The following is a 15,280-nucleotide window of genomic DNA, read 5'->3' as shown; positions in this document are numbered from 1 at the left end:
GGACGGGGGCGCCGGCGCGGATCCGCTACGCGTTCGGCAGCAGCGTGTACTTCGTCGAGAGGTACTCGTGGATCCCCTCGAGCCCGCCCTCGCGGCCCATGCCGGACTGCTTGACGCCGCCGAACGGGGCCGCCGCGTTCGAGACGACGCCGGCGTTCAGGCCCATCATGCCCGTCTCCAGGCGCTCGATCATGCGGTGCCCGCGCGCGAGGTCCTCCGTGAAGACGTAGGACACGAGGCCGTATTCCGTGTCGTTGGCGATCTCGACCGCCTCGTCCTCCGTGGCGAACGTGACGACGGCGAACACGGGCCCGAAGATCTCCTCCGACATGATCGCGGCGTCGCGGCTGAGGCCCGTGACGACGGTCGGCTCGTAGAAGCTGCCGGCGCCCTCGATGCGGCGCCCGCCGTGCACGAGCGTGGCGCCCTTGGCGACCGCGTCCCGGACGAGCTCATCGGCCTTGTCGACCGCGTCGGAATCGATCAGCGGGCCGATCTGGACCCCCTCCTCCGTGCCGCGGCCGATCTTCATCGCCGCCACGCGCTCCGCGACCTTGGCCGTGAACGCCTCCGCGACGTCCTCGTGCACGATGATCCGGTTGGCCGCCGTGCACGCCTGCCCGATGTTCCGGAACTTCGCGGCGAGCGCGCCGTCGACGGCCTTGTCGAGGTCCGCGTCCTCGAAGACGACGAACGGCGCGTTGCCGCCGAGCTCCATCGAGACCCGCAGCACGTTCTCGGCCGCCTGCGCGATGAGCCGCTTGCCCACGCCCGTGGATCCCGTGAACGACAGCTTCCGGAGCCGGTCGTCGCCGATGATCGGCTCGGACACGCGGCTCGACGACGAGGAGGTGACGACGTTCACGACGCCCTTCGGCAGGCCCGCCTCCTCGAGGATCCGCACGAACAGCATCGTCGTGAGCGGCGTGAGCTGCGGGGGCTTGATGACGCTCGTGCAGCCCGCGGCGAGCGCCGGGGCGATCTTGCGCGTCGCCATGGCGAGCGGGAAGTTCCACGGCGTGATGAAGAAGCACGGCCCCACGGGGCGCTGCGACACGATCATCTGGCCCGTGCCCTCGGGGTTGGATCCGTAGCGCCCCGAGATGCGCACGGCCTCCTCGCTGAACCAGCGGAGGAACTCCCCGCCGTAGGCGACCTCGCCGAGCGACTCCTCGACCGGCTTACCCATCTCGAGCGTCATGACGAGCGCGAGCTCTTCCTTGCGCTCCTGCACGAGCTCCCACGCCCGGCGCAGAATCTCGCTGCGGCGGCGCGGGGGCGTGGCGGCCCAGTCCGCCTGCGCGGCGACGGCGGCGTCGAGCGCGGCCGTCGCGTCCTCCGCCGTCGCGTCGGCGACGCGGGCGATGACCTCGTTCGTGGCGGGGTCGCGCACCTCGAGCGTGCCGCCGCCGGTCGCGTCGACCCACTCTCCGCCGATGAACAGCTGCGGCGGGATCGAGGCGATCAGGGTCTTCTCGTTGTCCTGCATGAGGGCTCCTTTGCGGTCAGAGTGCGGTGCGTCCTCGGGTTGCTCTCTCGACGCTACGACGATGTGCGGGAGCCTGCGCGATCCGGGTGGGGGAATTCCGTGCGACGCGCGCGCAGATGACGGCGCGCGTCGGCGGATCCGCCCGCCTGTTCCCGCGGATCCACCCGGCTCGTTAATCTGGACGCGTGACTGAACGCGCCCCGCTCTCCCGCAAGATCTCCGCCATCGCCGAATCGGCCACCCTCAAGGTCGACGCGAAGGCCAAGGCCCTCAAGGCGGAGGGGCGCCCCGTGATTTCGTACGCCGCGGGCGAGCCGGACTTCGCGACCCCCGCCGGCGCCGTGGACGCCGCGCGCGAGGCCCTCGAGAACCCCGCGAACTTCCGGTACTCCCCCGCTGCGGGCCTCGCCGACCTCAAGCAGGCGATCGTCGACAAGACGCGGCGCGACTCGGGCCTCGAGATCGCCCCGAACCAGGTCGTCGTTACCAACGGCGGCAAGCAGGCCGTCTACCAGGCCTTCCAGGTCCTCCTGAACCCGGGCGAGGAGGTGCTGCTGCCCGCGCCGTACTGGACGACCTACCCCGAGGCGATCCAGCTCGCCGACGGCACGCCCGTGGCGGTGTTCGCGGGCGCGGAGCAGGAGTACAAGGTGACCGTCGAGCAGCTCGAGGCCGCCCGCACGCCGCGGACGAAGGCCGTCGTGTTCGTGTCGCCCTCGAACCCCACGGGATCCGTGTACACCGAGGAGGAAACGGCCGCGATCGCACGCTGGGCCCTCGAGCACGGGGTGTGGATCGTCACCGACGAGATCTACCAGAACCTCACCTACGACGGCGTGCGCGCCGTGTCGGTCGTCGAGGCGGTTCCCGAGGTGGCCGGCCAGACGATCCTCCTGAACGGCGTCGCCAAGACCTACGCGATGACGGGCTGGCGCGTGGGCTGGATGGTCGGCCCCGCGGACGCGATGAAGATGGCCGCGAACCTGCAGTCGCACCTCACGAGCAACGTGAACAACATTGCGCAGAAGGCCGCCGTGGCCGCGCTCGCCGGCCCGCAGGACGACGCGGAGGCGTTCCGCCAGGCGTTCGACCGGCGCCGTCGGACGATGGTCGAGGAGCTGTCGAAGATCGACGGCGTGACGGTCCCCGTGCCGCAGGGCGCGTTCTACGTGTACCCCGACGTGTCGGGCCTGCTCGGCCGAGAGTGGCGCGGCCGGCGGATCGAGACCTCGCTCGAGCTCGCCGACCTCATCCTGGACGAGGCCGAGGTCGCGGTCGTGCCGGGCGAAGCCTTCGGCCCGAGCGGCTACCTGCGTCTCAGCTACGCGCTCGCGGACGACCAGCTGCTGGAGGGCGTCCGCCGCCTTCAGGCCCTGTTCGCGTAGCCCCAAGTCCACATTTCTCCGATAAGTCTCACCGGTTCCCGGTGAGACTTATCGGAGAAATGTGGACTTGTTAGAGCGTGACGCCGACGAACACCGGCTCGGGGTTGAGCTCGACCCCGTACTCGGCGGCGACGCGGGTGCGGCAGAAGCGCGCGAGCTCCGCGACCTGCTCCGCCGTCGCGCCGCCGCGGTTCGTCAGCGCGAGCGTGTGCTTCGTCGAGAGCGTCGCCCGGGATCCGGGAAGGCCGTAGCCCCGCCCGAGCCCCGCGTGCTCGATAAGCCACGCCGCGCTGACCTTCACGGGCGGGGCCGACGGCGCGGGCGGCCGGACGACGCCATCCCACGTGTCGAGCGCGAACACCTGCGGCCGGTCCGCCTCCGACTCGATCGGCCACCGGGGGCAGTCCGCGGGGAGGGCGCGCGCGTCCGCGTCCGACAGGATCGGGTTGTTGAAGAACGACCCCGCGCTTCGCGTATCCGCATCGTTCGCGTCGAGGACCATGCCCTTCGACCCGCGGATCGCGAGCACCGTGCGGCGGATCCAGCCGAGCGACACCCGCCCGGCGCCGTCCTCGCCGTCGGCGCGCGCGCCGTCGAGGCCCAGGGCCTGCCGCAGGCGCGGATCCTCGAGCGGGCGCGGATCCGTGCCCACCTCGCGCAGCTCGAGCGTCAGCGCAACGACGACCGCCGAGCGCTCGGGCTCCGCGCCGTAGTGCCGTTTGAGGACCGAGGTGCGCGGCCCCAGGCCGAGCTCGTCGGCCGGGACCTCCACGACCGCCTCAGCGCCCTCGTCGAGGAGCTCGACCGACACGAGGGTCTGCACGATCTCCTGCCCGTAGGCGCCGACGTTCTGGATCGGCGCGGCGCCCACCGTGCCGGGGATCCCGCTCATCGCCTCGATGCCCGCGAGCCCCTGTTCGACCGTCCACGCGACCAGCGCGTCCCAGTCCTGTCCCGCCTCGACACGGATCCGCCGGGATCCCTCGGGCGCGCCCGGAACCGCTGCGAAGCCCGCGGTGCGCACGAGGACGACAGTGCCGTCGAAGGGCTCGTCGCCCGCGAGCAGGTTCGACCCGCCGCCGAGGACGAACCATTCGTCCCCCGCCTCCCACACGGCGCGCAGCTCGGCGACGAGCTCCTCCGGCGTCGCCGCCTCGCGCATGCGCAGCGGCGCGGCGCCGACGCCGAGCGTCGTCAGCTCGGCCAGGGGGCGCGGGGTGATCTCGCTCACGCGCGCCCCGCGACGACCGCCTGTGCCTTGCCGAACACCTTCGTCTCCCCGTGCGTGACGGCGAGGTCGATGCGCGCCGTGCCGTCGTCGTTCACGGCGCCCACGGTGGCGCGGATCGCCACGTCGGCGCCCGCCTCGGCGTCGACGACGACGGGCTTGGTGAACCGCACGACATAGGACGCGATCTCTCCGTCGGAGCCCAGCCATTCCGACACGACGGAGGCGCCGATGCCCATCGTCAGCATGCCGTGCGCCAGCACGCCGGGAAGGCCCACCCGCTCGGCCACCGCGTCGCGGTAGTGGATCGGGTTGAAGTCGCCCGACGCGCCCGCGTACCTCACGAGCGACTCGCGCGTGAGGTGCACCGTGCGCTCGGCGACCACCTGGCCCTTCTCGAGACCGTCCAGCACGCTCATCACTCCGCCTCCGATCCGATCAACAGCGTCGACGCGGCCGTGACCACGTGCGCGCCGGTCGCGTCCGTCACCTCGGTCTCGCTCGAGACCATGGCGCCCGCGCCCATCTGCCGCACGCGCGTGACGGTCAGCTTCCCCGTCAGCGCGTCGCCCGCGACGATCGGCCGCGAGTAGCGGAACTGCTGATCCGTGTGGAGCGCGCGCTCGAGCACGACGCCCGTCGACGGATCCGCGAGCAGCTGCTGGAGCGTCTGGTCGGCGATCACCATCGCGAAGGTCGGCGGCGCGACGACGTCGGCGTGACCGAGCGCGCGGGCGGCCGCGACGTCCGTGTGCTGCGGCGCGGTCGCGAACACGGCGCGCGAGAACTCGCGCACCTTCTCGCGGCCCACGAGATACGGCTCGGTCGGCGGGAACTCGCGCGCGGCGAGGTCGGGATCCACGGGCATGATCAGTCCTCTCGGGTACGGCGCGCGCGAATCGCCTTCTGCGCCATCTGCGCGCCGATGACGACGAGGAAGGCGGCGAAGAGCATGTTCGCGACGAACGGATCCACGAGCCCCGCGACGAGCGCGCCGAGCGGGGTCGTGAGGATCGTGGCGGCGGCGATGACGCCGGCCGCGACGAAGTCGACGTTGTGATTGCGCGCGTTGCGGATCGCACCCGAGATCGTCGTGGGGATCATCATGAGCAGCGACGTGCCCTTCGCGACGAGGTCGCTCGACCCGAACAGCAGGATCAGCACGGGCACGACGATGATGCCGCCGCCGACGCCGATGAGGCCCGACAGGATCCCCGTGACCACGCCCAGCGCGACGAGCGCTATGCCGAGCCAGACGTTGAGGGGCACGCCCGCGTCGCGGTCCGGCACGATGAAGAACAGGCTGACGATCACGACGACGAGGAACCCGACGAAGAACCACCGCAGGGTCGCCTCGCTCAGGCGGTGCAGGAGCTGCGCGCCGATCGGGGCGCCGATGACGCCGCCGACCGCGAGGAGGAGCGCGGCGATCCAGTCGACCTGGCCCTGGGACGCGTAGGCGATGACGCCGACCGCCGCCGTGACGATGATCGAGGCGCCGGACGTGCCGGAGGCGAGCTTCTGCCCGAACACCGCGAAGGTGACGAGCAGCGGGACGATGACGGTGCCACCGCCCACCCCGAAGAGCCCGGACATGAAGCCCGAGACGAGGCCGATGGCGAGGAAGGTGAGGAGCGTGCGGGCCCCGCGGGACCGGACGTCGGAGATCATGCGCGAATCACCCGCCCCACCTTACCCGCGCCGCGCGGCGCCCCCGGATCCGCCCGGCACGCGTGCCCCCGCGCGCGCACCGGGCGGAGGTCTCATTCGGCGAACACCTCGACGCTGCCGGCGGTGATCGCGATGTCGAGCGTGCGCTCGGCCGCGGGGTCGTGCGCAACCCGGCTCGTGATCTCGCCCGCGTCGCGCGAGGTCCGCACGTCGTACGGCACGTCGGGGAGCGTGAGGGCGACGGATCCGGCCGTCGCGCGCACGGCGACCGCCCCGGGCGCCTCCCCCGCGAACGCCGCGTCGAGGCGGCCCGCGGTGACCTCGAGGTCGGCGGTGCCGACGTCGGCGAGCGCGAGCACGCCGCGCCCGGCCGACATCTCCGCATCGACCGACCGGGCCGTACCCTCGATCTCCGTGGATCCCGCGCTCATGGCGGCCGTGACATCCCCGAAGTCGCCCTCCGCGACGAGGTGGCCCGCGTCGACCTCGGCGTCGAGGTCGACGCCCGCGAGCGAGGCCGGGAGGGTCAGCGTCGCCGAGGTGCCGCGGCCCCAGGTGACGGGCCACCCGAAGCGGTCCTCGGATCCGACGACGATGGCGTCGCCGTCCCGTTCCAGGGTCCACGACGCGCGGCCGTCCTCGGCCTCGAGCACGGCCTCGCTCACGGGCCCGAACTCCACGCGCAGCTCCCCCGCCGCGACGTCCGCCTCCACGGCGGTCGCGCCGGCCACGCCGACGGAGGTCGTGGCCTCCCCCGTGAGCGACGAGGCGACCGAGCTGCCGACCGCGGCGAACGCGACGCCGACGCCCGACAGCGCAAGCGCCCCGGCGCCCAGGACCCCGATCGTGATCGCGAGCGCCCGTGCACCCGATCGGGCCGCGTCGCTCTGCGTGGGCGCCGCGCCCGTGCGCGGCGTCTGATCGTCCTCAGTCATCGCTCGTGTCCGTTCTGCGTGGGGGTGACGGGACCGGGTTCGGCCGTCGCGTCGATGTGGGCGAGCACGGCGAGCACGCGGCGGTTGCCGTGCTGGTCCTGCTCGAGGTCGAGCTTGGAGAAGATCGAGGTGATGTGCTTCTCGACCGCCCCCTCGCTCACGAAGAGGATCCGGGCGATCGCGCCGTTGCTCTTGCCCTCCGCAATGAGGGACAGCACGGCCCGCTCTCGCTCGGTGAGGCGCTGCATGCGCGCGTCCCGCGAACGGCGCGCGAAGAGCTGGGCGACGACCTCCGGATCCAGCACGCTCGCGCCGGCGCGGATCCGCTCGATCGCCTCGAGGAAGTCGGCGACGTCGGTCACGCGGTCCTTGAGGAGGTACCCCACCGCGCCGCCGGCCTGCGCGATGAGGTCGCTCGCGTAGCGCTCCTCCACGTACTGCGAGAGCACGAGGACCGCCTGGGCGGGATCCTGCCGGCGCAGGGCGAGGGCCGCGCGGATCCCCTCATCCGTAAACGTCGGCGGGAGACGCACGTCGACGATCGCGAGGTCGGGTGACAGGTCGGCGGCCGCGGCGAGCACACGCGAGGCGTCGGGCAGGGCCGCGACCACCTCGTGGCCGGCGTCGGCCAGCAGGCGCGAGATGCCCTCGCGCAGGAGGACGGAGTCCTCGACGATCAGGATGCGCACGGGACGCTCACCTCCAGGGACGTGGGCCCGCCGGCGGGGCTGTCGAGCCGTGCCGTCCCGCCGAGGGCCGCAATGCGGTTCTGAATGCCGTCGATGCCGCCGCCCGGGATGACCCGGGCCCCGCCGACGCCGTCGTCCTCGACCCGCGCCCACAGCGCGCCCGCGTCGGGGCGGTCGCGCACCACGACGCGGGCGGCGCTCGCGCGCGAGTGCTTCGCGGCGTTCGTGAGACTCTCGGCGATCGCAAAGTAGACGGCGGCCTCGGCGTCTCGCCCGGCGCGCTGCGACATGCGCACGTCCAGGGTGACGGGGATGTGCGAGCGGCTCGCGAGGGCGCTGAGCGCCGCGTCGAGGCCGCGGTCGTCGAGGACCGAGGCGTGGATCCCGCGCGCGAGCTGCCGGAGCTCGGTGATGGCCGCCTTGGTCGAGGTGTGCGCCTCCGCGACCAGTTCCTTCGCGCGCTCCGGATCCGTGTCGATCTTCTGCTGCGCGAGTCCGAGGGTCATGCCGACAGAGACGAGCCGCGGCTGGACGCCGTCGTGCAGATCGCGTTCGATGCGGCTGCGCTCGACGTCGCTGGCGCGGATCGCCTCGTGGCGCTGGTTCACGGCGTCGCGGGCCTGGGCGGCGAGCTGCGCCTCACGGATGGGCGCGATCAGCACGCGGGCGAGCACGCCGTGGAGCAGGGCGACCCCGACGAGCGCGGCGAGCGCGAGCGCCGCGACGACGATGCCCGCGACCGGCGCCCACCCCGATTCCAGGGGCAGGAGGTCCCACAGCACGCGCGCGTTCGGCGGCGCGTAGAGCGGCGCGAACGCCGCCGCAACGGCCGCCACGAGCGCCGCGACGAGCGCCACGGCGATCCAGCCGAGGACGGTCGCGATCGCGAGGTGGGCGATCGCGCGCCACATGCCGCCGTCGATGAACTGGAGCCAGATGGTGTGGAGGAACCCGACGAACCCGCGCTTCGGCGAGCGCCTCGCCCGCAGCATCGGCATCCCGAAGCCGTAGAGCCCCTCGACGCGCGCCGTCTCGAGGAAGGCCGCGGCGAAGAGCGCGTAGACCATGGCGACGAGCAGGAGGACGCCGAGGCCGAAGGCCGCGAGGCCGCCCACGCCGGTCGTCAGGAGCGTCCCCAGCACCGTGAAGCACGCGGCGCCGTAGAACGCCATGAAGCCGAGGTGCGCGATGGTGCCGATCAGCCGCAGCGGCGAGGACAGCGGCGGCGGCGCGACGGGAGGGGCGGTCTGCGAGGTCATGCCTCCAACGTATGCGGGGCGCAGCGCGCACACAGCGGGGCGATCCTCCGGGCTCGCCGGGGGTTATCCCTCCCGCGTGGGGGGACGGGCCGTGCCGCGGAGCGCCTTCCGCACGCCGAGCGCCTGGTCCGCGCGGTGCAGCACAGGGTCGAGCTCTTCCCCCGCCTGCGCAATGGCGATGCCGTACGTCCAGGGATTATCGGCGTGCGCGTGGAGGCGCTGCAGGATCCGTTCGGCGTCCTCCAGGCCGATGCCCGGGAGGAGAATCACGAATTCATCGCCTCCAATCCGCGCGATCACGTCGACGGGACGAAGCTCAGAGCGCCACGACTCCACGGCGTCTCGCAGCGCGGCGTCGCCTCGCGCGTGCCCGAAGGTGTCGTTCAGCGTCTTGAAGTGGTCAAAATCGATGGCCGCAACCGCGAACGCGCCGGTCGTGCGCGCTGCGTGCCGCTCGACCCGGGGCACGCGCAGCGCGAGCCCCCGTCGATTCAGCGCGCGGGTGAGCGGATCGCGTCCCGCCGCGCGCATCAGGCTCGCGCTGGACGCGATGATGACCTCGAGCAACAGCCACGCGGTGAGGGCGGACACGACGATCGGGCCCGCTCCGATGAGCTCAATCATGCTCGGCGCCAGCAGGAACGCGCCGCCGAAGGTCGCGATGACGACGCCGACAATCATGCGCGCCGCGCGCGGGGAATAGAACGTCGCCACGATGACGGCGATAAGCGGCAGCCCGAAAATCGCCTGGAAGATCGCCCCGCGTTGGTCGGTGAACGTGGCGTGCGCGAGCGCGCTCACGGCGAGGATCGTGATCCATATCACGATGCCCACCGAGGGGAACTGCCTTCCCCGCACCGCAACGATCACCGCGAAGGCCAGACTCGCGGCCCCACCGATGAGGGAGATCACGGCGCCGGTGCGGCTTTCCGTCTCCCATGCGGCCACGAAGGCGCTCGCGGCGAACGCGACCCCGGCGAGCACCCAGATCCAGGTGTAGCGGGTCTCGCGGGCGAAAATGCTCACGCGCGTACTCGCGCCCCCGGAACGGTCGGGGTGTCGCGCCGAACCCGCCGAACCCACACGACGCTTATCGGCGTACAGGGCGGGGTCGGCCGCACGCACCGTGTCTTCGATGGTCCCCGTCAGAGGGACCATGCCCGCGGCGAACGCGTGGGGAGGATTCGTGCGGAGTGAGGTCAGCACCTTGTGCGCGGCGTGCTCGTCGAGAGCGCTGAACACCATCACGAACTCGTCCCCACCCCACCTGGCGACGACACCGCCACGCGGCAGGTCCCGACGCCAGCCGTCGACGCTCTCGCGGAGCACTTGGTCGCCCTCGGCATGGCCCAGGCGATCATTGATCTGCTTGAGGCCGTTGAGGTCCGCGGCCACGACCCACACCTGCTCGCCGTTGCGCCGCAGGCGGCTCAGCCACCGCGCCAGCCCGCGGCGATTGAGCGCACCGGTCAGGGGGTCGACCAACGAATACGCCCGCATGTCTTCTGCCAGCGCGATGGACAGCTCCGCGATGATCACGCTGACCACGAGCCCGAAGAGCATTCCCCACGGATACGCGAACAACGCCTCCCGGAAGGTGTCGTTTCCGATGAGACCACACGCGAAAATGCCGATGATGACAACAACGAACCCGCGCGCGACCGCGGGGCGAAAACTCCACCCCGCGTACGCGGCCGCGATCGGGACGAGCAGCGCCGGGCTCACAAAGCGCTCAGCGGTCGTGACGTGGGTCAGCCCCATGCTCACCGCGACGGCCAGGGCGAGGATCGCCACAGCCCCTGCACGCGGGGAAAACCGCCGCCCGGCAACAAGAGCGGCGACGATCATTCCGCTGCACAGCAGGAGCGCGCACCACGTGACGACGCGGACGGCAACCGACCCGCCCGCGGCGATCTCGCTCGGCAAGAAGTAGGCGACGACAAGGAGGACGACGGCGCATCCGACGGCGGTCATGGCGGACGCCGTGGACTGCATGCGCGCGAATCTGCGTGCGCGCGACTTCACCACAGCGCCCACGCCGTCCGTCGATCGCGTCACGCTCGCGCCCCTTCTCCGTCACGAATCTGCGCCATCCTAGCCGCCGGACTGTCGTGGCAACGGTGCGCCTCGCTCGCGCTCTGAGGCGTCTCGCGCAGGCAACTGAGTGTCCGCCGACCCGTGGGCCGCGCGGGCCGTGCCCCGGAGCGCCTTCCGCGCGCCGAGCGCCTGGTCGGCCCGGTGCAGCACGTGGTCCACACCCTCGTCGCGGGAGACCTCGGCGACGCCCCACGTCCACGGATCCGCCGCGCCGTCGCGCAACCGCGCCATGAGGTGCTCGGCCGCCGACTCGTCGGCCCCGGGCAGGACGACGACGAACTCGTCGCCGCCGACACGCGCGATGAGGTCCCCCGCGCGCAGGTCCGCGCGCCACTGCGCGACCGCCTCGCGCAACGCGGCGTCGCCGCGCGTGTGCCCCTGCGTGTCGTTCAGCACCTTGAAGTGGTCGAAATCGATCGCGACGACGGAGAGCGGCGCCCGCCGATGCCGCGCCCGCGCTTCAAGGCGCGGCATCGTGTGCGCCAGCCCGAGGCGATTGAGCGCGCCCGTGAGCGGATCGCTGCTCGCCGTGCGGCGCAGGCTCGCGCTGGAGGCAACGACGACCTCCAGCAGCAGCCACGCGGTCGCCGCCGACACCAGCAGCGGCCCGTTCCCGAGGGTCGAGACGAACGTGGGGGCCATGAGCACGGCTCCCCCGAGCGCGGCGAGGAACACCGCGACGATGGTGCGAGCCGCACGCGGCGCGAACAGCGTCGCGACGACGACCGCGATCAGCGGCATGCCGAACACGGCGTGCAGGAGCGCACCCCGCTGATCGGTGAGGAGCGCGTGCGCGGTGGCGGCCGACGCGAGCACGGCGATCCAGACGACAACGGCGGCGCGAGGGAATCGGCGACCCGCGAGGGCCGCCGTGGCGGCGAAAACCAGGCTGACGGATCCGTTGACGGTGGAGATCGCCGCGCCCACCGGGCTGTCCGTCGCGAACGCGGCGGTGTACGCGCTCGTGGCGAAGGCAAGGCCCGCGACGAACCAGAGGCGCGTGTATTTCGTCTGACGGGCGAGGACACCGAACCGACTGGCGGCGAGCGCGTCGTCCGGCGACTCCGCGGCGCGAGGGACGCCCTCACCCGCGCGCTTGGCAGCGTAGAGCTCGGGGTCCGCGGCGCGCACGGCGGCGTCCACGGTCGTCGCGAGCGGCGCAAGACCCGCCGCGAACGCGTGAGGGGAGGCCGCGCGCATGCGCGCGATGACTCCCCGGGCGCTCTCCTCGTCGGGCGCAGAGAATGCCCACACGAACTCGTCGCCGCCCCAGCGCGCGATGAGGCCACCCTCGGGCAGCGCCCGCGCCCAGCCCGTCACGCTCTCGCGGAGGACCTGATCCCCCTGCGCGTGCCCCCGGCGATCGTTGACCACCTTCAACCCGTTGAGGTCGACGGCGACGATCCAGACGCGACCCGAACGCCTGCGCAGCTCTCGCATCCGACGCGCGAGCCCGCGGCGGTTGAGAGCGCCCGTCAGCGGGTCGACAAGCGAATAGGACCGCATGTCCTCCGCCAGCGCGATGGACAGCTCGGCGACGATGAAGCTCACGATGTACCCGAACACGATGCCCCACGGGTACGCCGCGAGCGCGTCTCGGAACGTGGCGTTCGACAACAGCCCGGCGCTGATGACGACGACCACAACCCCCGCGAGCGCGCGGGCCTGAACCGGCGGAAAGGTCCACCCCGCGTAGGCCGCCGCAACGGGCACGAGGAGGACGGGGCTCACAAAGCTCTCGGGGGTCTGTACGGATGCCACGCCCACGCCAATCGCCAGCGCGGTCGCCACGATCCCGACCGCACCGGCGCGGTCCGGGAAGCGGCGCCCGGCGCACAGCGCGCCGACGACGACGGACAGGCAGACGAGGATCGCGAACCACGCCGCGGCCGTCTCGGCGGGGCGTGCGCCCTCCTGCGGGATCGCGGGGAGCAGCGTCGCGATCACGATCCCCACGAACGCGCACCCGATCGCGGTCATCGCGGAAGAGGTCGATTGCCGTCGGCCGAACGAGCGCAGGGCGGACAGCACGCGGCTTCCGGCCCGGTCGGTCGATCGCGCCACGTCGTCTCCCTCCGCGGTATTTCGCCAGCCTACCGGCGCGTCCCGGAGCGAGGTATGGGAACTGGGCCCACGCGGCAGTACCTTTAGCCCGACATGGACACGTCATCGGAGAACCCGACGCACGCGGAGCGGCACGAGCCGGGCCGAGATCGCGACGCGCATCGCATCGTCTTCCAGCCGTTCGTCGAGTTTGCGACGCGCGAGGTGCGCGGTTACGAGGCGCTGGCGCGCTTCGAGGACGGGCGGATCCCGCCCGCGCACCTCGAGCAGGCCGAGGCCGAGCACCGGCGTCGCGCCCTCGAGCTCCGGCTGCTCCACAGCGCGGTCACCGCGGCCGAGCACCTTCCGGCGGACATGATCGTGACGGTCAATGCGTCCGCCGACACGCTGATCGCTCCCGAGCTCGGCCGCCCCTTCCCCGCGGGCCGGCGTTGGGGCATCGAGCTCTCCGAGACGTCGGCCCTGCCGCCGGAGACGGACCTGCTCGTCGTGTGCCACGCGGTCGGCGCGCAGCTCCTCCTCGACGACGTGGGGGCCGCGAACGCGTGCGAGGAATGGATCCGCACGATCCACCCCGACATCGTGAAGATCGACCGCGCCGTCGTCTGGGGCGCGGCGGAGGGCGATCCGCTGCGATCCGCGGAGCTCGACGCGTTCTCCCGCGCGGCGCGCGACGTCGGCGCCACGGTGGTCGTGGAGGGCATCGAGACCACGGCGCACCAGACGACGGCCGTCTCATACGGCGCGACCCACGGCCAGGGCTACCTCTACGGCCGGCCGGGGCCCGTCTGATCACACGGGGTCGTCGGGATGGATGCTGCGCGTTTCGGCGCGGCGCGAGCGGCCGCGGTGCGTGAGGCGCGGCGCGGGGAAGATCTTCAGGAGCGCGAGCGCCATGTAGAGGATCGTGTTGACCGCGACGAACGACGCGAGCACGGCGACCCAGCCGCTCTGCAGGACCTCGACGGGAAACAGGATCCCCGCGGGCAGCGGCGCGATCACTCGGCCGCCCCCTCGGCGTCGGCCGGGGGCAGGTGCGACCAGGTGGCCTCACGCCCGAACGTCATGTCGATGATGCCCTTCACGAAGACGATGTCGATGAACAGGTCGTAGAGCAGCTCCGGAAACACGAGCAGCGCGACCAGCCGCGCCCGCCAGCCCCCCGCCCAGACCGTGACGAGGCGCTCCAGCACGAACACGGCGCCGATGATCAGCCAGAACGTGAACCAGACCCACTGGTCGATCGAGACGAGGAACAGGAAGACGAAGAGGAAGTAGCTCGCGAGCGCGATGACCGAATACCCGATGCCGATTTGCTGCGCCCAGTACCGGGTCGTGGTCGCCGTGATGCCGTAGGCCCCCAGGTTCTCGACCGCGCCGCGTTGCCACCGGAGCCGCTGCTTCCACAGCATGCGCCACGACGGCATGATCTCGGTCGTCACCGTGCAGCTCGTCGGCGACACGATGAGCCCGCCGAGGCTCTTGATCGCGATCGTGATCTCGTTGTCCTCCGTCAGCGCCACGGTGTCGTACACGTCGCCGGGGATGCCGGGGATGAGGTCGCCGCGCGCCGCCGCCACGGCGCGCAGCGCCGCGGGCCGGAAGACCGAGGCGGTGCCGCTCAGGACGAACACGCGCCCGCGGCGGCGCTCGATCTCGCGGGAGTAGCGGGTGTATTCGTTGCGCTGGAACTGGCCGAGGAGCCCGCCGCCCTCGTCGCCGAGGAACAGCCCGCCCACGGCCATGAGGGCGCGGTCGGAGGTCATCCGGGCCCTGGCCGTTTCGAGGAAGGTCGTGCTCGCGAAGCTCGTGTCCGCGTCCATCACGAGGACGCCGTCGTTGTCGCCGAGCTCGGGCAGGATCCGCGAGAGCGCCTGGTTGAGGCCGCCCGCCTTCTTCGCCGTGTTGTCTACCGTCTCGAGCACCTCGACCCCCGCCGCGCGCGCAATCTCGACGGTCCTGTCGGTGCAGTTGTCGGCGATGACGATGATGCGCTCGGGCGGCGTCGTCTGGGCCGCGAGCGACGCCAGCGTGGCGGAGAGGTTGTCCTCCTCGTTGTGCGCGGGGATGAGCGCCGTCACGGTCACCTCGCCGGCGAACACGCCGCGCGTCGCCGCCATGATGCGGCGGGGCGACAGCGGCCGGTCGACGCGGGTCGGATCCGCCGTGCGCGAGCGGTTCGCCGTGCGCGCCTCGTACCATGCGACGCTCGTGCCGGCGGCCACGGCAAGGGCGATCGCGGCCAGGATGATCCAGAGCGCCGGCGCGTGCGCGTCGTACCAGACGTCCACGCCCCAGATCTCGACCACCTCGGGCCGCCAGAGCGGCCGCGGCGCGCCGAGCGCGATCACGACCAAGAGCGCGATCGCCGCCGCCAAAGTGACCCCGATGATCGCGAGTCCCGTGAACCTCCGCATACGTCCTCCCCACCCCCGACGCTAGCGCCCCGATGCCCCGCTTTCG

14 protein-coding genes are annotated in these 15,280 nt (G+C 72.2%); 2 read left to right on the top strand and 12 right to left on the bottom strand.

Translation table 11 applies throughout. The features are described from left to right. Window positions 1-25: 25 nt before the first annotated feature. Window positions 26-1,489 (bottom strand): NAD-dependent succinate-semialdehyde dehydrogenase, encoded by a 1,464-nt coding sequence (locus tag G8E01_RS11490; protein WP_166319986.1) that lies wholly within the window; start codon window positions 1,487-1,489, stop codon window positions 26-28. A 185-nt stretch (window positions 1,490-1,674) separates the two neighbouring features. On the opposite strand from G8E01_RS11490, the gene G8E01_RS11485 reads away from it, so the two are divergent. Further along, window positions 1,675-2,874 (top strand): aminotransferase class I/II-fold pyridoxal phosphate-dependent enzyme, encoded by a 1,200-nt coding sequence (locus G8E01_RS11485; RefSeq protein ID WP_166319984.1) that lies wholly within the window; start codon window positions 1,675-1,677, stop codon window positions 2,872-2,874. Window positions 2,875-2,944: 70 nt separating this feature from the next. Here G8E01_RS11485 and G8E01_RS11480 read toward each other — a convergent pair whose 3' ends face one another. The 9 genes from G8E01_RS11480 to G8E01_RS11440 form a co-directional block, all read right to left on the bottom strand. Next, window positions 2,945-4,105, bottom strand: a complete 1,161-nt coding sequence (locus G8E01_RS11480; RefSeq protein ID WP_166319982.1) for a UDP-N-acetylmuramate dehydrogenase — start codon at window positions 4,103-4,105, stop codon at window positions 2,945-2,947. Then, window positions 4,102-4,521 (bottom strand): MaoC/PaaZ C-terminal domain-containing protein, encoded by a 420-nt coding sequence (locus tag G8E01_RS11475; protein WP_166319980.1) that lies wholly within the window; start codon window positions 4,519-4,521, stop codon window positions 4,102-4,104. The genes G8E01_RS11480 and G8E01_RS11475 overlap by 4 nt, the downstream gene beginning before the upstream one ends. Then, window positions 4,521-4,970 carry an FAS1-like dehydratase domain-containing protein gene (locus tag G8E01_RS11470; protein ID WP_166319978.1) on the bottom strand — a complete coding sequence of 150 codons (450 nt, stop codon included), beginning with the start codon at window positions 4,968-4,970 and terminating at the stop codon, window positions 4,521-4,523. Before G8E01_RS11470 ends, G8E01_RS11475 begins: the two co-directional genes overlap by 1 nt. Window positions 4,971-4,972: 2 nt before the next feature. Further along, entirely contained in the window at window positions 4,973-5,773 is an 801-nt protein-coding gene (locus G8E01_RS11465; RefSeq protein ID WP_166319976.1) for a sulfite exporter TauE/SafE family protein, read from the bottom strand. Window positions 5,774-5,865: 92 nt separating this feature from the next. Then, window positions 5,866-6,708 (bottom strand): DUF4097 family beta strand repeat-containing protein, encoded by an 843-nt coding sequence (locus G8E01_RS11460; RefSeq protein WP_166319974.1) that lies wholly within the window; start codon window positions 6,706-6,708, stop codon window positions 5,866-5,868. After that, entirely contained in the window at window positions 6,705-7,397 is a 693-nt protein-coding gene (locus tag G8E01_RS11455) for a response regulator (RefSeq protein ID WP_166319972.1), read from the bottom strand. Before G8E01_RS11455 ends, G8E01_RS11460 begins: the two co-directional genes overlap by 4 nt. Then, entirely contained in the window at window positions 7,385-8,656 is a 1,272-nt protein-coding gene (locus G8E01_RS11450; protein WP_166319970.1) for a sensor histidine kinase, read from the bottom strand. The genes G8E01_RS11455 and G8E01_RS11450 overlap by 13 nt, the downstream gene beginning before the upstream one ends. Before the next feature lie 63 nt (window positions 8,657-8,719). Then, window positions 8,720-10,714, bottom strand: coding sequence for a diguanylate cyclase domain-containing protein (locus tag G8E01_RS11445; RefSeq protein WP_166319968.1), 1,995 nt, complete (start codon window positions 10,712-10,714; stop codon window positions 8,720-8,722). Window positions 10,715-10,750: 36 nt separating this feature from the next. Then, window positions 10,751-12,817, bottom strand: coding sequence for a diguanylate cyclase domain-containing protein (locus G8E01_RS11440; RefSeq protein WP_166319966.1), 2,067 nt, complete (start codon window positions 12,815-12,817; stop codon window positions 10,751-10,753). Window positions 12,818-12,910: 93 nt separating this feature from the next. On the opposite strand from G8E01_RS11440, the gene G8E01_RS11435 reads away from it, so the two are divergent. Beyond that, on the top strand, window positions 12,911-13,609 hold the full coding sequence (locus G8E01_RS11435) for an EAL domain-containing protein (protein ID WP_166319964.1): 699 nt from the start codon (window positions 12,911-12,913) through the stop codon (window positions 13,607-13,609). Here the strand turns inward: G8E01_RS11435 and G8E01_RS11430 are convergent, their stop codons facing one another. Together G8E01_RS11430 and G8E01_RS11425 are read right to left on the bottom strand one after the other, a co-directional pair. After that, window positions 13,610-13,819, bottom strand: a complete 210-nt coding sequence (locus tag G8E01_RS11430; RefSeq protein WP_166319962.1) for a hypothetical protein — start codon at window positions 13,817-13,819, stop codon at window positions 13,610-13,612. After that, complete coding sequence (locus G8E01_RS11425; protein WP_166319960.1) at window positions 13,816-15,234, bottom strand: glycosyltransferase family 2 protein; 1,419 nt, start codon at window positions 15,232-15,234, stop codon at window positions 13,816-13,818. Before G8E01_RS11425 ends, G8E01_RS11430 begins: the two co-directional genes overlap by 4 nt. Window positions 15,235-15,280: the final 46 nt, after the last annotated feature.

It is taken from the genome of Microbacterium excoecariae (assembly GCF_011326725.1).
GTDB lineage: Bacteria > Actinomycetota > Actinomycetes > Actinomycetales > Microbacteriaceae > Microbacterium > Microbacterium excoecariae.
This window is presented reverse-complemented; position numbering and strand designations above follow the sequence as displayed.